Annotated in this window: 22 protein-coding genes; 8 read left to right on the plus strand and 14 right to left on the minus strand. The window is 69.0% G+C overall.

The annotated features are described in order from the left end of the window. The 6 genes from ACTIEW_RS11955 to groES form a co-directional block, all read right to left on the minus strand. Positions 1-235 (minus strand): hypothetical protein (locus tag ACTIEW_RS11955; RefSeq protein WP_439478127.1); only part of this gene is annotated, 235 nt, incomplete at its 3' end. 244 nt (positions 236-479) lie between these two features. After that, positions 480-827, minus strand: a complete 348-nt coding sequence (locus tag ACTIEW_RS11960; protein WP_439478128.1) for a HigA family addiction module antitoxin — start codon at positions 825-827, stop codon at positions 480-482. A gap of 58 nt (positions 828-885) precedes the next feature. Then, on the minus strand, positions 886-1,296 hold the full coding sequence (locus ACTIEW_RS11965; RefSeq protein ID WP_439478129.1) for a type II toxin-antitoxin system VapC family toxin: 411 nt from the start codon (positions 1,294-1,296) through the stop codon (positions 886-888). Continuing rightward, the gene (locus ACTIEW_RS11970) at positions 1,293-1,565 is read right to left on the minus strand and encodes a type II toxin-antitoxin system Phd/YefM family antitoxin (protein WP_439478130.1); all 273 of its coding nucleotides are present in this window, start codon (positions 1,563-1,565) and stop codon (positions 1,293-1,295) included. Before ACTIEW_RS11970 ends, ACTIEW_RS11965 begins: the two co-directional genes overlap by 4 nt. 118 nt (positions 1,566-1,683) lie before the next feature. Next, positions 1,684-3,336 carry a chaperonin GroEL gene (gene groL / locus ACTIEW_RS11975; RefSeq protein ID WP_439478131.1) on the minus strand — a complete coding sequence of 551 codons (1,653 nt, stop codon included), beginning with the start codon at positions 3,334-3,336 and terminating at the stop codon, positions 1,684-1,686. A 50-nt stretch (positions 3,337-3,386) separates the two neighbouring features. Continuing rightward, entirely contained in the window at positions 3,387-3,674 is a 288-nt protein-coding gene (gene groES / locus ACTIEW_RS11980; protein WP_304929517.1) for a co-chaperone GroES, read from the minus strand. 211 nt (positions 3,675-3,885) lie between these two features. On the opposite strand from groES, the gene ACTIEW_RS11985 reads away from it, so the two are divergent. Next, positions 3,886-4,311: a DUF2141 domain-containing protein gene (locus ACTIEW_RS11985; RefSeq protein ID WP_439478132.1), complete on the plus strand. Its 426-nt coding sequence runs from the start codon at positions 3,886-3,888 to the stop codon at positions 4,309-4,311. Here the strand turns inward: ACTIEW_RS11985 and ACTIEW_RS11990 are convergent. Together ACTIEW_RS11990 and pgi are read right to left on the minus strand one after the other, a co-directional pair. Continuing rightward, positions 4,308-5,564 carry a tetratricopeptide repeat protein gene (locus tag ACTIEW_RS11990; protein WP_439478133.1) on the minus strand — a complete coding sequence of 419 codons (1,257 nt, stop codon included), beginning with the start codon at positions 5,562-5,564 and terminating at the stop codon, positions 4,308-4,310. The genes ACTIEW_RS11985 and ACTIEW_RS11990 overlap by 4 nt on opposite strands. 512 nt (positions 5,565-6,076) lie before the next feature. Then, positions 6,077-7,702 (minus strand): glucose-6-phosphate isomerase, encoded by a 1,626-nt coding sequence (pgi, locus tag ACTIEW_RS11995; protein ID WP_439478134.1) that lies wholly within the window; start codon positions 7,700-7,702, stop codon positions 6,077-6,079. A gap of 103 nt (positions 7,703-7,805) precedes the next feature. Here pgi and ACTIEW_RS12000 point away from each other — a divergent pair, with 103 nt between their 5' ends. Both ACTIEW_RS12000 and ACTIEW_RS12005 read left to right on the plus strand, forming a co-directional pair. Next, entirely contained in the window at positions 7,806-8,282 is a 477-nt protein-coding gene (locus ACTIEW_RS12000) for a hypothetical protein (protein ID WP_439478135.1), read from the plus strand. A 143-nt stretch (positions 8,283-8,425) separates the two neighbouring features. Beyond that, positions 8,426-8,974 carry a hypothetical protein gene (locus ACTIEW_RS12005; RefSeq protein ID WP_439478136.1) on the plus strand — a complete coding sequence of 183 codons (549 nt, stop codon included), beginning with the start codon at positions 8,426-8,428 and terminating at the stop codon, positions 8,972-8,974. A gap of 161 nt (positions 8,975-9,135) precedes the next feature. Here the strand turns inward: ACTIEW_RS12005 and ACTIEW_RS12010 are convergent, their stop codons facing one another. From ACTIEW_RS12010 to ACTIEW_RS12020, 3 genes are all read right to left on the minus strand, one after another. Continuing rightward, positions 9,136-11,352 carry a protein-disulfide reductase DsbD family protein gene (locus tag ACTIEW_RS12010; protein ID WP_439478137.1) on the minus strand — a complete coding sequence of 739 codons (2,217 nt, stop codon included), beginning with the start codon at positions 11,350-11,352 and terminating at the stop codon, positions 9,136-9,138. An 84-nt stretch (positions 11,353-11,436) separates the two neighbouring features. Beyond that, positions 11,437-11,796 (minus strand): OmpA family protein, encoded by a 360-nt coding sequence (locus tag ACTIEW_RS12015; RefSeq protein WP_439478138.1) that lies wholly within the window; start codon positions 11,794-11,796, stop codon positions 11,437-11,439. 169 nt (positions 11,797-11,965) lie between these two features. Continuing rightward, the gene (locus tag ACTIEW_RS12020; RefSeq protein WP_284220988.1) at positions 11,966-12,307 is read right to left on the minus strand and encodes a YMGG-like glycine zipper-containing protein; all 342 of its coding nucleotides are present in this window, start codon (positions 12,305-12,307) and stop codon (positions 11,966-11,968) included. 161 nt (positions 12,308-12,468) lie between these two features. Between ACTIEW_RS12020 and ACTIEW_RS12025 the strand changes: the two genes are divergently transcribed. The 3 genes from ACTIEW_RS12025 to ACTIEW_RS12035 are packed head-to-tail and all read left to right on the plus strand — an operon-like array spanning position 12,469 to position 14,688. Continuing rightward, complete coding sequence (locus ACTIEW_RS12025; RefSeq protein WP_439478139.1) at positions 12,469-12,810, plus strand: hypothetical protein; 342 nt, start codon at positions 12,469-12,471, stop codon at positions 12,808-12,810. Positions 12,811-12,865: 55 nt separating this feature from the next. Next, the gene (locus tag ACTIEW_RS12030) at positions 12,866-13,837 is read left to right on the plus strand and encodes a diacylglycerol/lipid kinase family protein (RefSeq protein ID WP_439478140.1); all 972 of its coding nucleotides are present in this window, start codon (positions 12,866-12,868) and stop codon (positions 13,835-13,837) included. Continuing rightward, the gene (locus tag ACTIEW_RS12035) at positions 13,837-14,688 is read left to right on the plus strand and encodes a metallophosphoesterase family protein (protein WP_439478141.1); all 852 of its coding nucleotides are present in this window, start codon (positions 13,837-13,839) and stop codon (positions 14,686-14,688) included. The genes ACTIEW_RS12030 and ACTIEW_RS12035 overlap by 1 nt, the downstream gene beginning before the upstream one ends. A gap of 52 nt (positions 14,689-14,740) precedes the next feature. Here ACTIEW_RS12035 and ACTIEW_RS12040 read toward each other — a convergent pair whose 3' ends face one another. Continuing rightward, positions 14,741-15,151, minus strand: coding sequence for a hypothetical protein (locus ACTIEW_RS12040; protein ID WP_439478142.1), 411 nt, complete (start codon positions 15,149-15,151; stop codon positions 14,741-14,743). Continuing rightward, positions 15,151-15,531 (minus strand): glycine zipper domain-containing protein, encoded by a 381-nt coding sequence (locus ACTIEW_RS12045; RefSeq protein WP_439478143.1) that lies wholly within the window; start codon positions 15,529-15,531, stop codon positions 15,151-15,153. The genes ACTIEW_RS12040 and ACTIEW_RS12045 overlap by 1 nt, the downstream gene beginning before the upstream one ends. Before the next feature lie 136 nt (positions 15,532-15,667). On the opposite strand from ACTIEW_RS12045, the gene ACTIEW_RS12050 reads away from it, so the two are divergent. Together ACTIEW_RS12050 and maiA are read left to right on the plus strand one after the other, a co-directional pair. After that, positions 15,668-16,321 carry a fumarylacetoacetate hydrolase family protein gene (locus ACTIEW_RS12050; RefSeq protein WP_439478144.1) on the plus strand — a complete coding sequence of 218 codons (654 nt, stop codon included), beginning with the start codon at positions 15,668-15,670 and terminating at the stop codon, positions 16,319-16,321. Continuing rightward, entirely contained in the window at positions 16,318-16,950 is a 633-nt protein-coding gene (gene maiA / locus ACTIEW_RS12055) for a maleylacetoacetate isomerase (RefSeq protein ID WP_439478145.1), read from the plus strand. The genes ACTIEW_RS12050 and maiA overlap by 4 nt, the downstream gene beginning before the upstream one ends. A gap of 3 nt (positions 16,951-16,953) precedes the next feature. Here maiA and ACTIEW_RS12060 read toward each other — a convergent pair whose 3' ends face one another. Beyond that, the gene (locus tag ACTIEW_RS12060) at positions 16,954-17,844 is read right to left on the minus strand and encodes an alpha/beta fold hydrolase (RefSeq protein ID WP_439478146.1); all 891 of its coding nucleotides are present in this window, start codon (positions 17,842-17,844) and stop codon (positions 16,954-16,956) included. Between the last annotated feature and the right edge of the window lie 26 nt (positions 17,845-17,870).

The following is a 17,870-nucleotide window of genomic DNA, read 5'->3' on the forward strand; positions in this document are numbered from 1 at the left end:
GATCACCACCGATTTGGGAATCCCGATTCCAACAAAACGGGCCACGCTCTAGCCGCCGCACCACCTCGCCGCAGTCCGCCCGCGCGCCCGGCGCCTCGTCCATCACCCATTCGGCGATGGCGGCGATGCTCTGCAGCGCCTCCTGGTCGGTCATCCGCCCGCCCTCCAGCCCCGCCACGGCCGCGATCTCCCCGATCTCGCGCAGAGCCCGGCGGCAGGTCTGTGGATCACGCATTCCCATCCCCGCCGAACGCCCCGCAAGGGCGCCGGTTCACCATTCCTCCCCCAACGGGGGAGGGGACCACGCGCAGCGTGGTGGAGGGGCTGCCACCACATCCCTTTCCGCTCATCCCGGCGAAAGCCGGGACCCAGTCCTGTCCAGCCTGACGCCGGTGTTTCAGGATGACCCGGCGCGTTTCAGGCTCCGCCTCCCATCACCCAAAGCACTGGGTCCCGGCTTTCGCCGGGATGAGCGGCATTTAAAGAGCCAGACCTTCCCCCGTCGGCGCGCCGGGGCGGGTGGCCCACCCCCTGCGTCTCCTCCCCCAACTCCCCGCGATCGCCGCCCTCGACAGATCGTGCTGCGTCTGGAGATTCATCCAGAATTCCGCCGTGGTCCCGAACACCCGCGCCAGCCGCAGGGCCGTGTCCGAGGTGACCGGCTGCTGCTCGCGCACCACCCGCTCGATCCGCGTCCGGTCCTTCAGCCCCATGGCCCGGGCCAGGGCGCCGGGCGTCAGGCCGTAGTCGGGCAGGAAGTCCTCGCGCAGATGCGCGCCCGGATGGGCCAGGGGCTCGGCGAAGGTCGTGTGGTCGCGCCCGATCATCCCGGCCTCCTCAGTGAATAGTCCACGAACGCAAACCTGCTCCCCGCCACACCCGCCTTCAGGCCAGCCTCAACCCCTCGGCCTCCGCCGCCCGGCGCAGCGCCCCGTCGAAGGTCGCCAGCGGCAGGTTCAGCCGCAGCGCCAGCTCCAGATAGAGGGCGTCATACAGGGTCAGGCCGTGGCGGACGGACAGCGACCAGGCGGCGCCCCATACCGTATCGAAACCGCCGGGGTCGATGTCGAACGACAGGGTCGCCATGGCCTGTCGCGCGGCGCGGGCCTGTTCCGGCGTGATGCGGCGCCGGCGCTCGGCGGTCAGGATCAGATTGCCGATCTCGGCGGGGAAATGAAACGGGACGGCCAGCGTGCCGCGTGACGCCGCGATCAACAGCCGGTCGCCCTCCGGATCGTCCTCGTCCGGCAGCGACCAGCAGCCCACGACCGAGGCGTCGACGACGAACAGGCTCAACGCTGACCTTCCCGTATCCACGCCCTGATCTCGGCCCGGGTGACAGCACCGCCTGTGGCGCGAATGTCCTCGCGTAGAGCCCGGAACTGCTCGACGACGGCCGCGCCCTCCCTGGCCGTTCGCGCGGGCGCGACAGCGTCCTCGGGCGGGGCGATGCGGGCGACCACGCGGCCGTGGCGGGTGACGATGATTTCCTCGCCCCGTTCGGCGCGGTCGATCAGCTCGGAAAAGCGGGTTTTGGCATCGAAGATGCCGAAGGTGGCGGTCATGGCGGGCGCCTCTGTCCAGAAGTCTGGCCAGAATATAGCATGATCATCGGACACGAAAAAGGGCGGGCCCATCTCAGGACCCGCCCTCCTTGTTCGTTCAGCGTGAGCTGGGCGTGGATCAGAAGTCCATATCGCCCATGCCGCCCATGCCGCCGCCGCCCATGCCGCCGCCGGCGCCGCCCGAAGACTTCTTCGGGGCATCGGCCACGGCCGCTTCGGTGGTGATCAGGATGCCGGCCACCGAGGCCGCGTCCTGCAGAGCCGTGCGCACGACCTTGGCGGGGTCGATGACGCCGGCCTGGATCATGTCGACATACTCTTCCGTCTGGGCGTTGAAGCCGTAGGTGGCCGAGGCGTTTTCCAGCACCTTGCCGACCACGATGGAGCCTTCGACGCCCGCGTTCTCGACGATCTGACGGATCGGGGCCTGGATGGCGCGGCGGATGATGGCGATGCCGGCGGTCTGGTCGGCATTGTCGCCTTTCAGACCTTCCAGCGCCTTGGTCGCCTTGAGCAGGGCGATGCCGCCGCCGGGGACGATGCCTTCTTCAACCGCTGCACGCGTGGCGTTCAGGGCGTCGTCGACGCGGTCCTTCTTCTCCTTGACCTCGACCTCGGTCGAGCCGCCGACGCGGATGACCGCGACGCCGCCGGCCAGTTTGGCCAGACGTTCCTGCAGCTTCTCCTTGTCGTAGTCCGAGGTGGTGTCCTCGATCTGCTTCTTGATCTGGCCGATGCGGGCCTCGATGGCCGGCTTCTCACCGACGCCGTCGACGATGGTGGTGTCGTCCTTGGTGATGGTGACCTTCTTGGCCTTGCCGAGCATGTCGATGGTGACATTCTCGAGCTTGATGCCGAGGTCTTCCGAGATGACCTGGCCGCCGGTCAGGACGGCGATGTCTTCCAGCATCGACTTGCGGCGGTCGCCGAAGCCGGGGGCCTTGACGGCGGCGACACGCAGGCCGCCACGCAGCTTGTTGACCACCAGGGTGGCCAGGGCCTCGCCCTCGATGTCCTCGGCGATGATCAGCAGGGGGCGGCCGCTCTGGACCACGGCTTCCAGGATCGGCAGCATCGACTGCAGCGACGAGAGCTTCTTCTCGTGCAGCATGATGAGCGGCTCCTCGAGCTGGACCTCCATCTTGTCGGCGTTGGTGATGAAATAGGGGCTCAGATAGCCGCGGTCGAACTGCATGCCCTCGACGACGTCGAGTTCGGTCTCGGCCGTCTTGGCCTCCTCAACCGTGATGACGCCCTCGTTGCCGACCTTTTCCATGGCCTTGGCGATCATGTCGCCGACTTCCTTGTCGCCGTTGGCCGAGATGGTGCCGACCTGGGCGATCTCGGAGTTGGCGCTGACCTTGCGGCTGGTCGATTTGATTTCGGCGAGGACGGCGGTGACGGCCTTGTCGATGCCGCGCTTCAGATCCATCGGGTTCATGCCGGCGGCCACGGCCTTGAGGCCTTCCTGGACGATCGACTGGGCCAGGACGGTGGCGGTGGTGGTGCCGTCGCCGGCCTTGTCATTGGTCTTGGAGGCGACCTCGCGGATCAGCTGGGCGCCCATGTTCTCGAAGGCGTCCTCCAGCTCGATCTCTTTGGCGACCGTGACGCCGTCCTTGGTCGAGCGCGGGGCGCCGAAGGACTTCTGGATCACGACGTTGCGGCCCTTGGGACCGAGGGTGACCTTGACCGCATTGGCCAGGACGTTGACGCCGCGCAGCATCTTTTCGCGCGCATCGGTGGAGAACATAACCTGTTTGGCAGCCATCTGGCAGCTCCTTGAAGAGTGTGTGGGGACTGGAATTCAGACGCGGGTGCTTACGACAGCACGCCCAGCACGTCGGATTCCTTCATGATGATCAGATCTTCGCCTTCCAGCTTGACCTCGGTGCCCGACCATTTGCCGAACAGGATGCGGTCGCCGGCCTTCAGGTCCATGGGGACGTGCTTGCCATCTTCATCGCGGGCGCCGGGCCCGACGGAGACGACTTCGCCTTCCTGGGGCTTTTCCTTGGCCGTGTCGGGAATGATGATCCCGCCCTTGGTTTTGGATTCCTCTTCCACGCGCTTAACCAGCACGCGGTCGCCGAGCGGACGAAACGCCATTTGTCTGTCTCCCTGAGAGTGTGTCTTAAGGCTCTCCCGCGCGGCTTTGGCAGCCGGGACGCGAGAGTGCTAACGGCCGGGCAGATAGGGGCGGCGGACCGGGGCGTCAAGCCGGACCGCTGCAATCACCTTGACGCAATGCACTTTGCATTATAAAGCGCTCTGCACATCGCGGGGGGATAGCCCGCCGCTCACTGACCAGGAGGCTTTCATGCTGTTCAAGACCCTGTCGTTCACCGCTGTCGCGGCCCTTTCACTCGCCACCCCCGCCATGGCCGAGGATGTCACCGTGACGCTGACCGGCGTGGAGGCCCGCGGCGGCGTCCTGTTGGCGTCCTTGCAGACACGGGGCGAGTTCATGCAGGCCTCCGCCGCCCATGCCGACCGCATCGAGCGCCCCGCCGCCGGAATCCTGCGCCTGACCTTCCACGACGTCGCCCCCGGCGACTACGCCCTGACCGTCATGCACGACGAAGACGCCGACGGCCGGATGAGAATGAACGGCTACATGCCCGCCGAGGGCTGGGCCATGATCAACGGCGACAGCCTGCGCGGCCCGCCGACCTTCGACCATGTGAAATTCACCGTCACGGCCTCGGGCGCCGAGATCAGCGTGCCGATGTCCTACCCCCGCTAGGAGTTGGCGGTCGCCAGCGCCCAGCCGGCCTCGACCCGGCGGGCGAACAGGGGGCGGGCCCCGCGCACACGGGTGCGCCAGTCGCGGCCCCGTCCGTCTTGCCCCAGCAGGTCTCCCAGCTCCGCCCGGACCAGGCCCAGCGCCTCGTCCGGGCGGTTCTGTCTGATCAGGAAGCCGGCGTGCTTCTGCGCCCCCGCCATGGCGTCGGCATGGGCGGGCGGCAGGCGGGTCGAGGCGATGGTCAGCGCCCGCCGGTACAGGGCCTCCGCCTCATCGGCGCGGCCCAGCTGGTCCAGCACGGCGGCATATCCCTCGATGGTGTCCAGCAGGTCGGGGCTGTCGGGGCCCACTCCGGCTTCATAGGCCGCCAGTCCCTCGCGGAACGGCGCTTCGGCTTCGGCCCAGCGGCCCTGGTCGGACAGGGCGTAGCCCAGATTGGCCCGCGCATTGCCCGTGAACGGATGGTTCGGCCCCGCGATCTGCAGCGCGAGCTCCAGCGCGCGGCGGAGCGCCGGCTCGGCGGCCACGCCGTCCCCCGTCACATGCAGGAACCAGCCCAGATTGGTCAGGCACTGGGCCAGCAACACCGGATCATCCGCCTGTTCGGCGATGGCCACGGCCCGCGCATACAGTGTCGCGGCCTGATGCGCCCGGCCGGTGCGGCGCAGGGAGTTGCCGAGGTTCGAGAGTACGATGGCGACGTGATAGTCGGTCGGGCCGTACAGCACCTCGTACATGCCCAGCACCTGCCGATACAGCGGGTCGGCCTCGGCATGCCTGCCTTGGGCGGTCAGGGTGTTGGCCACAAGATTCAGGCTGTCGGCGGTCTTCTCGTGCACCACGCCCAGATGCTCTCGCCGCAGCGTCAGACTGGCCCGGGCCGCCGCTTCGGCCTCCTCGTTGCGGCCGAGGAAGTCATAGGCCCGGGCGCGATCATAGGTCAGCGTGGCCCGTTCGACAGGATCGGGAGCGGCCGCCTTGTCGAGCAAGGCCAGCGCCCGCTCGATATCGGCGAGGGCGCCGTCATAGTCGCCCTGCTCCAGCCTCAACCGCGCCCGCACCGCCAGCGGCCGGCCAACCTGTGACGCATCCTGCCCCAGCCGGGACTCGACGGCCTGGACGGCGGCGGCGATGGCCGCCTCGGCGCCGGGCAGATCGCCGGCGGCGAACCGTTCATTGGTCAGGGCGATCAGGGCGATGGCCGCCTTCTCGGCGTCGGGCTCGCGGGCCAGTATCTCGGCCACGCGGTCCATGCTCGAGGGCGCCGAGATGCGAACATCGGCGGGGGGAGGCGGAGGAGGTGGAGGTGGAGGTGGAGGAGGAGGTGGAGGTGGAGGCGGCGCTGGCGCGGTTACCGGCGGCGGCTGGTACGGCGGTCGGTCTTGGGCCGTGGCGCAGGAAGCGAGCGCCGTCAGGGCCAGCACAATCACGCCACTCCGCACCAGACGCACCACAGAATTCCCCCGCATCCGATACCCATGTTCGACCGTCCGGACCCCCCATGGCAAGGCTCTTCCCGCGATGACCGCGATTATCGGTACGACCGCCGCTGGTAGTGTGCTTTTCCGTCCCTCTCCCGTTGGGAGAGGGCTTGAGCGCACGGCGGCGTAGCCGTCGTCCTTGCGCTCAAGGGTGAGGGTCGATCATCGGCATTCGGCGCAAGCCGCGTCACCATCGGAGCGGCGGCTTAGGCCGACTGCATCAGCCGACCCTCATCCGGGCGGCTTCGCCGCCCACCTTCTCCCAATGGGAGAAGGCTTCGGGTTCACACCATCAACCGTTTCAGCAGCTCCGCCGTCGACGGATCCAACCCGGCCGAAGGCTCGCCGGCGGCGACATCCTCCAGCACAGCCCTGGCCAGGGCCTTGCCCAGTTCGACGCCCCACTGGTCGAAGCTGTTGATGTCCTGGATCACCCCCTCGACGAAGGTCTTGTGCTCATAGAGTGCGATCAGGGCCCCGACCGCCTCGGGGCTCAGGGCGTCCATCAGGATGGTGGTCGAGGGCCGGTCGCCCGGGAAGGTCTTGTGCGGCGCCAGCCGGTCGGCCTCGGCCGCATCGGCGCCGGCGGCGATCAGCTCGGCCCGCGCCTCAGCCTCGGTCTTGCCGACCATCAGGGCCTGGGCCTGGGCCAGGGCGTTGGACCACAGCGGCGCGTCGCCTTCGCGCGCGTCCATGGCCCCGCCCGAGGTATGGCCGACGACGATAAACTCCGCCGGCACGACCTGCGGCCCCTGATGGATCTGCTGGAAGAAGGCGTGCTGGCCGTTGGTGCCGGGTTCGCCGAAGACGATCGGGCCGGTGGCGGTGTCGACCGGCGAACCGTCGCGCTTCACCCGCTTGCCGTTCGACTCCATCTCCAGCTGCTGGAGGAAGGCCGGCAGGCGTCGCAGGCCGTGGGCGTAGGGGGCGACGGTCCGCGCATGTCGCCCGCGGCCCTCGACATTGTAGACCTGGGCCAGGGCCAGCAGCACCGGAGCGTTCCGCTCCAGATCGGCGCCGAGGAAATGCTCGTCCATGGCCCGGGCGCCGTTCAGCACCCGCTCGAACACGTCCCAGCCCAGGGCCACCGCCACCGACAGGCTGACCGCCGACCACAGCGAATAACGCCCCCCGACCCAGTCCCGGAACCCGAAGGTCCGGCCGCAGCCCCAGGCCTCGGCCTTGTCCGGCGCCGCCGTCACCCCGATCAGGTGATGCACCATCCGCCGCGGCGACAGGCTCTCGGCCAGCCAGGCCTTGGCCAATTCGGCGTTGGCCAGGGTTTCCTGGGTGGTGAAGGTCTTGGACACCACCACCACCAGCGTCGTCTCGGGCTCCAGTCCGGCCAGGGCCTCGCCCATGTCGCGCGGATCGATATTGGCCACGAACCTCAGGTCGATGACCGGCTCCAGCGGCCGCAGGGCGTCCCACAGCAGCCGTGGCCCCAGGTCCGAGCCGCCGATGCCGATATGGACGATGGCCGTGAACGGCTGTTTCGTCCCGCCCGTCTCGGCGCCCGAACCGATGTCAGTGGCGAATTCGGCCATGGCCTTGCGGGCCTCGCCCACCTCGGCGGATACGGGCTGGCCCAGGGCGCGGAAATCGGCGTCATCGGCGGCCCGCAGCGCCGGGTGCAGCACCGCGCGGCCCTCGGTGTTGTTGACCGCCTCGCCGCCGAACAGGGCTTTGCGCCGCCCCTCGACGTCGCAGGTGCGGGCCAGGTCCAGTGCGGCCTCGAACCCCTCGGCGCTCCACGACTGTTTCGACAGGTCCAGATACAGGCCGGCGGCCTCGACCCCCATGCGGTCGATGCGGCCGGGATCGGTCGCGAACTGGTGGATGATGCGTCCGTCGGCGTCCTTGCGGGCGACGCCACGAAGCATGTCGAGGGCCTGGGTGCGGGCGGTCATCGGACGAGCTCGAAATTCGGAAAGGTAAACCCTCGTTTACGGGTCGGGCGTAAGCCGGTTCAACGCCGAATTCCGCGATTCGGCCAACTATATGAGGTTAGCCATGTCCTGCGGCGTCGCCCTGGCTGTCACACTGCTGCTCTCCGACCCCAATGTGGCCCTGGCCGCAGCCCTGCCGCCACCGGTCGCCGATGCGCCCGTTTCGGTGGCGAACGAACCGCTGTTCGCCGAGATCGTGACCCGCTCCGGCGCGCTGAAGGGCGTGGTCCAGGGCTGGATCGCGGCGGGCGTGGTCGATCAGGCGGACTTCGCGGCGGGCACGGCCTTCGCCGGCTTCCGCACCCAGGCCGTCGACCTGGCCGCCCTCGACATGCAGGGCCATATGATCCTGAAGGACCGTGGCACGGACGGCGATCTGAAATGCATCCTGCGCGGCATCTCGGAAGACATCCCGGTCAAGCTCGCCGCCGTCGCGGCCGCCGCCACTCCCGCCGAACGCCGTGTGGCGCTGGACGAACTGGCCTATCTGCTGAACGACAACGTCGAGGTCATCACCGCGCCCCCGCAGCCGCCGGTGTAGTTTCCCTCTCCCACTGGGAGAGGGATAGGGTCCCAACCGTCTCCGGAGATTGTTCGCGCCCTCCACAAACTCTTCTCCCGTTCCGCGGAGGAATGCGGGGGAGCACGACCGATTCTGACGCAGCGGCGCCCGATCCTGCGTCCATGTACGAGGAACACGCCCGAAAACTCCGGTCCGAAGACACCTGGCGAGCGGTGCGCCGGGCATGGGAGGCGGGAGAGACCGCGGCCTCGTTGGCGCGGCGGTATGACGTGGGGCTGGCCAACCTGTGGCGGCGTCGGGCGTCGGAAGGATGGGAACGGCGCGAGACGGCCGATCCGGATCCGGAGCCGATGGAGGGCTGGGACCGCTATGCGCGGCGCAAGCTGGCCGACTTCGAATACCAGCTGGAAGAGACGCGGCTGCTGGCGGCCAAACTGGCCGAGGCGATGCAGGGCGGGCCGCTGGAGCGGGTTTCGGTCTGGCACCTCGGGTTCGTGCTGGCGTGGCGGGCGGCGAATCTGACACCGGAGACGGCGGCCCACGACCGGGCGTGGGCGATCCGGCACGGCTGGACTTCGGCGTTCTGGAGCGAAACGGGGTGGCTGCATCCCACGTCGTATCTGGATGCGGTGACCCTGCAGGCGAACCGCGACGCCTGGCGCGAGGACGCCCGCCTGCCGTCGGGCGCGGCGGAGTCCTGGCCTTGTTGAGGCCGGAGGTCTGGATCGGACCCTTCTCCCATTGGGAGAAGGTGGCGCGCAGCGCCGGATGTGGGTCGGCTCTATCCTTCGGCGCAAGCCGCCGCTCCTGATAGCGACACGGCTTCGCCGACCGCCGCCGCCCGACCCACACCCTTTCGCGCAACCAATCGCTACGCTCCTGGGCGCTCAAGCCCTCTCCCAACGGGAGAGGGTTTCATCAACGCATCCACCACGACTCCCTCGGTAAGCAGCTGCGGCAACACCCGCGGCTCGGAAGACCCGGGCGTATAGAGCAGATACAGCGGAACGCCCGACCGGCCGTGGCGCTGCAGCTCGGCGGTGATGGCGTCGTCGCGTCGGGTCCAGTCTCCGACCAGATAAACGGCGTTGCTGCGCTCCATCGCGGCCTTGACGCCTGCCGAGGTCAGTGACGTCCGCTCATTGATCTTGCAGGTCACGCACCAGTCGGCGGTGAAATTGACCAGTACCGGCCGGCCCTCGGCCAGCGCCGCCTCGACCGCCGTCGCCGACCAGGGCGCGCTCGCCGGGCCCGCGCCCTGAACGGACGCGACCGGACCGGCCTCCGGGGCGGGAACCCGCGCCGCCATGATCAGGGCCGCGCCCGCCAGCAGCAGGGCGGCGACGCCCGCCGTCAGATGCAGCACGCCCCGCCGCCCGAAGCCGCGCTCGGCCTGGCCGCAACCGGTCAGCCAGACGCCGAGCGCCAGCAGCAGACCCGCGACGAACAGCAGGCCCAACGCCTCGGCGCCCGTCTGGCGGCTGAACACCCAGGCCAGCCACAGGGCGGTCGCATACATGGGGAAGGCAAGCAGCCCCTTGAGCCGCTCCATCCATGGGCCCGGCCGCGGCAGTCGGGCCAGCAGACCGGGCGTCAGGCTGACCACGACGAAGGGCAGGGCGAGGCCGAGGCCGAGGCCGAGGAACACGAGCAGCGCCATCGGCCAGGGCATCACCAGCGCCGCCCCCAGAGCAAAGGCCATGAAGGGAGCCGTACAGGGTGCGGCCACGATCACCGCCAGCGCGCCGGTGAAGAAGGCGCCGAGACCGCCGGGTAGGCGCGCCAGCGGCCCCGATCCGGCTCCCTGCAGCCCGCCCCCGACATGGAAGACGCCAGACAGGTTCAGCGCCACGGCCAACATCAGCAGGGCCAGCCCCGCCGTCACCGGCGGCGACTGCAGCTGGAAGCCCCAGCCTACGGCTTCGCCGGCTGCCCGCAACGCCAGCAGCGCGCCCGCCAGAAGCACGAACGTCGTCAGCACGCCCGCCAGAAAGGCCAGTCCGTCGCGCCGGGCGTGGCGGACGTCATGGGCCGAAGCCGCCAGCGACGCCGCCTTCATGGCAAGAATCGGGAAGACGCAGGGCATCAGGTTCAGGATCAGGCCGCCGAGGATTGCGAACAGCACCGCCTGGGCGAAGATCCCCAGACCCGTTCCCGCCTCCGCGCCCGGTCCCTCCGGCGTCGCGTCCGCAGCGGCGGCCAGCGCACCGGACCCGGTGGTTCCTGCGGGCGCCGCCCCCGGCTCGGCCCGGATTTCCCAGGCGCCTTGGGCCGTGACCAGCACGCCCCCGACCGGCCCCGTCAGGCCCGTCGCCTGCGTCTCGCCGCCCGGCTGCACCCGCAGCGCCAGCCCCTGCGGACCCCAGGCGCCGGTCTGGGCCGCCGGATGGTCGATGATCCCACCCTCGAACGGGAAGAAATAGCTCGGTCCGGGATCGCGCCCGGCCAGCGGTCCGCCCGCCGCGCCCAGCGTCAGCACGCCGTCCTCGAGCGCGATCCGCGCCTCGATTCCCGCCGGACGGGGCGCATTTTCCAGCACCGCCGTGATGGAGCCGCCGTGGCGCGGGTCCAGCGGAGCGGCGCCCTCGCGGACGGGCAGGTCCAGCCTCAGGGTCAGTTCGTCCGGCACGCACATCTCGGCGCTGCACACGAGGAACAGCGCCCTGACCGTTAGCGGCAGGGTCGTCCCCGGCCGCGCCGAGGCCGGGATTTCAACGGGGACCGGCAGATAGACCACGCCGGAATAGCCGTAGTTCATCAGGCCCGAGATCCGTTGCCGCTCGGGAACCGGCCAGACGATGTCGCCCGCGCGAACGCCCTGCGGCAGGACCCAGGTCAGGGTCGTGGCCCCGCCGGAATCGCCGGGGTTGCGCCAATAGGTGTGCCAGTCCGCCCGTATGGTCTGTTTGACCGCCACCACGGCCGTCGATCCGGGCGCGGCCCAGGCCGACATCGGGACCAGTTCGGCCTCGATCCGCTCGGTGCGCTGCGGTCCGGCGGCGGTGGACTGGACAGCGGGCTGGGCCACGGCCTGCGCAGGCCACATGCACAGGGCCAACAGGATCAGCACTCGAACGAACAGGTTCACACGGCCTCCGGAGACGGTCGCGGCGACCTTAGCCGCCCCGACCCGCCTCCGTCACCGTTCACATCAGCGACGCGGCGTCGCGGATCAGCGCGGAACGGCGTCGATCAGCACCTCGGTGCGTCGCCGCATCGGCTCGCGCACGCCGGCGTCGGTCACAGCGCCCTCGTCGCCGACGGCTTCCAACTCGAAGGCCGGGGCGGGCCAGCCGGCGGCGGTCAGAGCCTCGGCCACCGCCTGGGCCCGGCGCTCGGACAGGCTCTGGTTCGCGGTTGCGCCGCCGCGAGCATCGGCCAAGCCGATGACCTGCACCTTGCGGATGTCGCAGCCTTGCAGTTGGGCTGCGGTCATGCCGATGGCCTGTCGCGCCGCCTCGGTCAGCCGCGCCTCGCTATCCGCGAAATAAACCTCGAACCGCTTGGCCGTGCAGGGTGACGGCTCAGTCACTACCGCGCTGCGATCCATGAACCGCGTCACCCCGCATCCGGACAGTCCTACCGCGACGGCGAGCCCCGCAAACCCGATCAACCGCTTCATGTCCAACCCTCACAGCTCATGAAAAGGGCGGTCCGCCTCGCGACGAACCGCCCTGAACGTTCATTCAGTCAGCGTACGCCTAGTAGCGACGCTGGCCGTTCTCCCAGTAGCATTCGTCCTGACGGCCGTCGTAGCAGTAGTAGTAGCGGTTCTGGCTGTCGCGGTAGCGCTGCTGGTTGGCCCGGTCCTGCTGCGAACCGCGCACCGCGCCCGCTACGCCGCCGACCACGGCGCCGATGGCTGCACCGCGTCCGGCGTTGCCGTCGCCGACATTATTGCCGATGATCGCGCCTGCGACAGCGCCGATGCCGGCGCCGATCGCGCCTTGTCGGACGGTCTGATTGGGGTTGCCATATTCGTCTGTCGCGCAGGCGCTGACCAGAAGACCGGCGCCGGCGATCGCGATGATTGCCTTGTTCATGGATATTTCCTTCATCCCTCGGGTTCGCCCCACGGGTGAGAACGCTGGAATAAGCGTTGCGGTTCCCGCGGTATGATAGAGGTTAAGTCTGTATTAGGCTTCAGTCGACGTCGCCCGGAGGGTGCGGCTTCGATTTTCTTGGTTGAGACGGGGGGTTTCCTATGCGTTTTTCTGAACCGGTCCGCATGGCGGATGACGGCGAGCACAGCCCGGTATGGGCTCGCACCAAGCGTCACTCGGGCAATCCGCTGGTGGGGATTATTGTCACCCTGCTGGCGCTGTTCGGCGTTCTGACGGCCGTGCTGGGCGTCAAGGAGCAGTCGTTGGCCGAAGGCGGAGCCATCATGGACGGCTGGATCACCAAGGGCGTCTCCACGGTCCGGGGCGAGGCTCCCCGGGTTGCTGACGAAGCCGCCGACGCCGCCGGCGCCGCCGCTGAAAAGGCCGGCGACGCCGCTCAGGCCGGGGCGGCCGCGGCTTCCGACGAGATGAAAAAGCAATAGTCACGCTTTGGCGCTCCCGATCGGAACATCGTTCCGGTCGGGACGTTCGGGCGGCATGAATGAAACTGCAGCGTCGGCGAGTATCCTTGAGACTCCTGCCGAGACCCCGATCACTGAACCGCATGTCCTGACCCCGCATGTCGCGCTGGGTCGGGTCATCATGCTGATTAATCCGTCGTCCGGCGGCGTCGGCCCCAATGCGGCGGAGGAGGCTGCTGCTATCCTCGCGGACTATCCCTGCGAAACCGCCATCCTGGCGCTGGAAGGCGCGCAGTTCGACACCCAGGTCCAGCAGGCGCTCGACGCCCGGCCTGACGTTCTGTTTGTGCTGGCAGGAGACGGCACGGCCGGGACCATCGCCTCGCGCGCCGGACCCGATGGACCGCTTGTCGCGCCGCTGCCGGGCGGCACCATGAACATGCTGCCCCGGGCCCTGTACGGCACCGCCGACTGGAAGGTCGCCCTCAGGCGTGCGCTCGAGGAGGGTGCGCCGCAGCGTGTGGCCGGCGGCGAGGTCACCGATGGGCGCTTCCGTCAGGCCTTCTACTGCGCCGCCATCCTCGGAGCGCCGGCCCTGTGGGCGCCGGCCCGCGAGGCAGTGCGCGAGGGCAAGTTCGGCCTGGCCTGGGCCTATGGTCGCCGGGCGCTCAAGCGCGCCTTCTCCGGGCGGTTGCGCTTTTCCCTTGACGGTCGCGCCGACCGCCGCGCCGAGGCGCTTGTTCTGATCAGCCCGATGATCTCAAAGGCGATGGACGAGCACACCGGGCTGGAGGCCGCTGCGATGAACCCCTCTGATGCCCTCCAGGCATTCCGCCTCGCCGCCCATGCCGTGTTCGACGATTGGCGCCAGGATCCGGCCGTGACCACTAAGGCGATCCAGCAGGCGACGATCCGCGCCCGGTCGCGCATTCCGGCCGTGATCGACGGCGAACCGGCCCTGCTGCGTCACCAGGCAAAGGTCCGCTTTATACGAACAGCCTTCCGGGCCTTGGCGCCCAATCCGCCGACTTCGGAGGAAAGCGTCTAGTGGGACGCATTCTCCAGTTCTCGGACATCCATTTCGGCTGTGAGCACATACACGCCTGCGCCGCCGCCCTCGACTACGCCCACGCCACGGCTCACGACCTGATCCTGATCACCGGCGACATCACCCAGCGGGGCCTGCCTGACGAGTTTGAGGCGGCCGGTCGCTGGATCGCCACCATGCCGGACCCGCGGTTCGTCATCGTCGGCAATCATGATGTCCCGTACTGGAGCCTGTTCGCGCGGGTAATCAGTCCGTGGAAGGCGTTCGAGCGCGCTACCGGCCACCCGGCCCATGACCACCAGTTCCTGAGTCCTGACCTGATGGTGCGCGGCGTCGTCACAGCGCGCGGCTGGCAGGCCCGGGCCAATTGGTCCAAGGGCGTCATCGACCTCGATCAGACGCGAAAGGCGGCCGAGGCCCTGCGTCAGGCTCCGGTCGGGGCGCTGCGGGTCCTCGCCTGCCACCACCCGCTGGTGGAGATGATCGGCGCCCCCATGACCGGTGAGGTGAAGCGCGGTGAGGCGGCAGCCGGGATCTTCGCCGAGGCCGGGGTCGATCTGATCACCACGGGCCACGTCCATGTCCCGTTCGCCCTGCCGATCAGCCTGGGCGACCATTGCTCGTATGCGGTCGGCTGCGGGACGCTGTCGCATCGCGAACGCGGCGCGCCGCCCAGTTTCAACCAGATCGACTGGGATGCGCACCACATCACCGTCACTGCCATTGCCTGGACCGGCGATGGCTTCGAGCCCGACCAGACCTGGAAACTTCCCCGCCGTCAGGACACCCGCCGGACCGCCACCGCACCAGATCCCAACGAGGCCGGACAAATGGAAAAAGCCGCGGTCTGATTGACCACGGCCTTGCCGGATTGGTCTGCTTTTCGAACGTTGCCGTTCCGCCTCAGCGACGCCGACGGCCGCCGTGCGATTTTTCGGTGAACGCCGCCGCCACCATGGTGGCGAGCGCCGGGTTCCGCAGGAATATCCAGCCGCCGGCCAGGGCGGCGACGGTGCCGAGGATGGGTCTCTGCCGGAACAGCATATAGGCGCGCTGGCCCAGCCCGGAGACGTCTTCCTCGCCCTCCTCGTCTTTCGCTTCGCTGCGGGCGACGACGGTCACAGCGACTACAAGGGCGATCACGGCGAACAGCAGGAAGGTGATTGCCGCGGCGGCAAGCGGCGGGACGACCAGCTGCAGGGCGTAGAAGATCGTCGCCCCGAGCGCTACTATGGCGACCAGGGCGGCGCCCGCCGCGACCGAAGCCGCGACGGCCTTCTTGACCAGATGACTGGCCATGCCCCTGCCGAACATCAGCGCCGCCGACCGGCGAGCAGCAGGCCCAGAACGACGCCGACGCCGAGCGCGATGGCGGTCGATTGCATCGGACGCTCCTGCACCCGTTCGACCAGATAGCGTTGCGCTTCATCAAAGCGTTCGCTGGCCTCGTCGTAGTACTCTTGGCCCCGCACGCGGGCGGTGTCGTAATAGCCCCGGGCCCGCTCGCGCAGGACGTCGGCTTCTTCGCGCAGCCGGGTCTCGGCCTCGGCCGCCTTGGCGCGCAGGCGGGCTTCAGCCGCTGTCGCCTTCTCACGCAGCCGGGCCTTCTCTTCGGCGCCGAGCACCTTGAGATCGTCCTTCAGCGTATTGATGTCGTCCTTCACGGCTGTCCGTGCTGCCTTGGTCGTGGCCATTGTGCGCGCTCCGCTTTGCAAGCTTGACGGTTAGATAGAGAACCCTGAGCCGGAACGCCACTGTCCGGTGACGGTTCCCGCATTGCAGCATCAGCCGGTGGTGGCGAAGCGCCGCATCCGGGCATAGACAGGACAAATGACCGACTGGCTGTTCACTCCCGCGCCCACCGCCTCCCTGCCCGTTGTCGGCCGGATCGACCGTTTTCCTGTTCGTCGCATCCTGTGCGTCGGCCAGAACTACGCCGCCCATGCGCGCGAGATGGGCCAGGCCCGGGCCGAGCCATTCTTCTTCACCAAGCCGGCTGATGCGGTGGTCGTCGACGGCTCCGACCCGGTCTTTCCCACGGCGACGGGCAACCTGCACCACGAGGTCGAACTGGTCTGCGCTATCGGGGCGGATGGCGAGATCACCGGCTGGGCGGTCGGCTGTGACCTCACCCGGCGCGATCTCCAGGCGGCCGCCAAGGAAAAGGGCCGGCCTTGGGACGCAGCCAAGGGATTCGACCAATCCGCTCCCTGTGGGCCCCTGACCCTCGGCTCCTTGCCGGACCCGGCCGCGCCGATCGCCTTGTCGGTCAACGGCGAGACGCGCCAGTCCGGCCGCCTCGACGACATGGTCTGGAACCCCGCCGAGATTCTCGCCAAGGCGCGCGAACTGTGGGACGTCCGCCCCGGCGACCTGATCTTCACCGGCACGCCTGAGGGCGTCGGCCCGCTCCAGCCCGGCGATCGGGTCGAGGCGACCATCGGCGGGCTGCAAACCTTGAGCTTCACGGTGCTTCCGCGATGATCCTGCACGGCTACTGGCGCTCGGGCGCCGCCTACCGCACCCGCATCGCTCTTGCCCTCAAGGGGCTGGACTATGACCAACGGGGCGTCGACCTGCGCACCGGCGGGCAACGATCCGAGGCCTTCGTCTCCCTCAACCCTCAGGGCATGGTGCCCGCGCTGGAGGTGGACGGCGTTGTCCTGACCCAGAGCCCAGCCATCCTCGAATGGCTGGAGGAGGCGCATCCCGTGCCTTCCTTGTTGCCGACGGCCCCGGTTGATCGCGCCCACGTCCGCGCCATGGCCGCCCTGATCGGCTGCGACATTCATCCGCTGAACAATCTGCGCGTCGGCAAGGCCCTCCGCGAGACCTTCGGCGCTGATCAGGCCGCCGTCGACGCCTGGGCCGCCCGCTGGATCCTGCCCGGTTTCGAGGCGCTGGAGGCTCTCGTCGCCCGGCACGGCGCCGGCTGGTGTTTCGGCGACGCGCCGACCTTGGCGGACTGCTACCTGATCCCGCAGATTTATTCGGCTCGTCGGTTCAAGGTACCGCTTGAAGTCTTCCCGCACCTGCTCGCGATCGATGCAGCCGCCGCGCGTCACCCCGCCTTCATCGCCGCCCATCCGGACGCCCAGCCCGACGCGGACTGAGACTCAAGTGAGGAACCGGTCCACCGCCGCCATGAAGCGAGTGGGCTGGTCGATCATGACCATATGTTCGGCCCCCTCGATCGGCACAAAAGCGGCCGGGGTGCGAAGTCGGGAATAGGCCCCGCGGAACAGGCTGTCGGTACGGCTGCGCGGCGAGGCCCCGTCTGCGCTCCAGCCGTAAACCACGGTAACCGGAGCGGTGATATCAGGCAGGCGGCGGCGCAGATCGACCGTCATCACCTCATACAGGGACTGAGCCAGAACGCGGCGGTCGCCGCCCTGCCAGCCAAGAGTCCCGAACACGGCGTCGGTCGCCCCGCCCAGCTCCAGCCCCATCTCCCGGCCGCGTGAGCGCAACGCCTCGTCGCCGAGGAAATGGATCGCCTGATAGGCCAGCTGAGCGATCGGCTCGACGTCGCCGACCGTCGCTTGCGGGCTGATCAGGGCGGGAAAGAAGGGCGAGGAATCCACGACCATGACCCGGCCGACACGGGCCCCGGCGTCCGCAGCGACGCGCAGCCCGACCTGGCCGCCCATGGAGTGGCCGATGATCGCTGGCCGCTCCAGCCGCTGTTCGGTGATGTAGCGGCGCACCTCGGCCGCCACCGCCGCCATGACCGCGCCGCTGGCGTTGGCTCCGGCGGGCAGATCGCCGAAGCCGCGCACCGAGATCAGATGCAGCCGCCGCTTCCCGGCCAGCCGGTCCGCCACGCCGCGCCACACCTCGGCGGTTGAGGCCAGCCCGGGGATCAAGAGCACATCGGCGCCCCGCCCGCGCGTCGACACAGTGATCCGCCGCGAGCTAAAGGCGGTCTGCGCCCGGACCCCGGACCCGGCGCTCCACAGCACGGCGCCGCCGACCAGACCTCGCAGAATGTTTCGTCTTTGTTCCATGTCGTCTTCGGGTTAGCGTCCGCGCC

The organism is Brevundimonas sp. (assembly GCF_051860745.1).
In the GTDB taxonomy this organism is placed as follows: Bacteria; Pseudomonadota; Alphaproteobacteria; order Caulobacterales; family Caulobacteraceae; genus Brevundimonas.

Excerpts from the sequence above, each read along its gene's own strand:
- ACTIEW_RS11960 (WP_439478128.1), bottom strand. The coding sequence starts at position 827 with ATGATCGGGCGCGACCACACGACCTTCGCCGAGCCCCTGGCCCATCCG.
- ACTIEW_RS11970 (WP_439478130.1), bottom strand. The coding sequence starts at position 1,565 with ATGACCGCCACCTTCGGCATCTTCGATGCCAAAACCCGCTTTTCCGAG.
- groL (WP_439478131.1), bottom strand. The coding sequence starts at position 3,336 with ATGGCTGCCAAACAGGTTATGTTCTCCACCGATGCGCGCGAAAAGATG.
- groES (WP_304929517.1), bottom strand. The coding sequence starts at position 3,674 with ATGGCGTTTCGTCCGCTCGGCGACCGCGTGCTGGTTAAGCGCGTGGAA.
- ACTIEW_RS11985 (WP_439478132.1), top strand. The coding sequence starts at position 3,886 with ATGCTGTTCAAGACCCTGTCGTTCACCGCTGTCGCGGCCCTTTCACTC.
- ACTIEW_RS11990 (WP_439478133.1), bottom strand. The coding sequence starts at position 5,564 with ATGGACCGCGTGGCCGAGATACTGGCCCGCGAGCCCGACGCCGAGAAG.
- pgi (WP_439478134.1), bottom strand. The coding sequence starts at position 7,702 with ATGACCGCCCGCACCCAGGCCCTCGACATGCTTCGTGGCGTCGCCCGC.
- ACTIEW_RS12000 (WP_439478135.1), top strand. The coding sequence starts at position 7,806 with ATGTCCTGCGGCGTCGCCCTGGCTGTCACACTGCTGCTCTCCGACCCC.
- ACTIEW_RS12005 (WP_439478136.1), top strand. The coding sequence starts at position 8,426 with ATGTACGAGGAACACGCCCGAAAACTCCGGTCCGAAGACACCTGGCGA.
- ACTIEW_RS12020 (WP_284220988.1), bottom strand. The coding sequence starts at position 12,307 with ATGAACAAGGCAATCATCGCGATCGCCGGCGCCGGTCTTCTGGTCAGC.
- ACTIEW_RS12025 (WP_439478139.1), top strand. The coding sequence starts at position 12,469 with ATGCGTTTTTCTGAACCGGTCCGCATGGCGGATGACGGCGAGCACAGC.
- ACTIEW_RS12030 (WP_439478140.1), top strand. The coding sequence starts at position 12,866 with ATGAATGAAACTGCAGCGTCGGCGAGTATCCTTGAGACTCCTGCCGAG.
- ACTIEW_RS12040 (WP_439478142.1), bottom strand. The coding sequence starts at position 15,151 with ATGTTCGGCAGGGGCATGGCCAGTCATCTGGTCAAGAAGGCCGTCGCG.
- ACTIEW_RS12045 (WP_439478143.1), bottom strand. The coding sequence starts at position 15,531 with ATGGCCACGACCAAGGCAGCACGGACAGCCGTGAAGGACGACATCAAT.
- ACTIEW_RS12050 (WP_439478144.1), top strand. The coding sequence starts at position 15,668 with ATGACCGACTGGCTGTTCACTCCCGCGCCCACCGCCTCCCTGCCCGTT.
- maiA (WP_439478145.1), top strand. The coding sequence starts at position 16,318 with ATGATCCTGCACGGCTACTGGCGCTCGGGCGCCGCCTACCGCACCCGC.
- ACTIEW_RS12060 (WP_439478146.1), bottom strand. The coding sequence starts at position 17,844 with ATGGAACAAAGACGAAACATTCTGCGAGGTCTGGTCGGCGGCGCCGTG.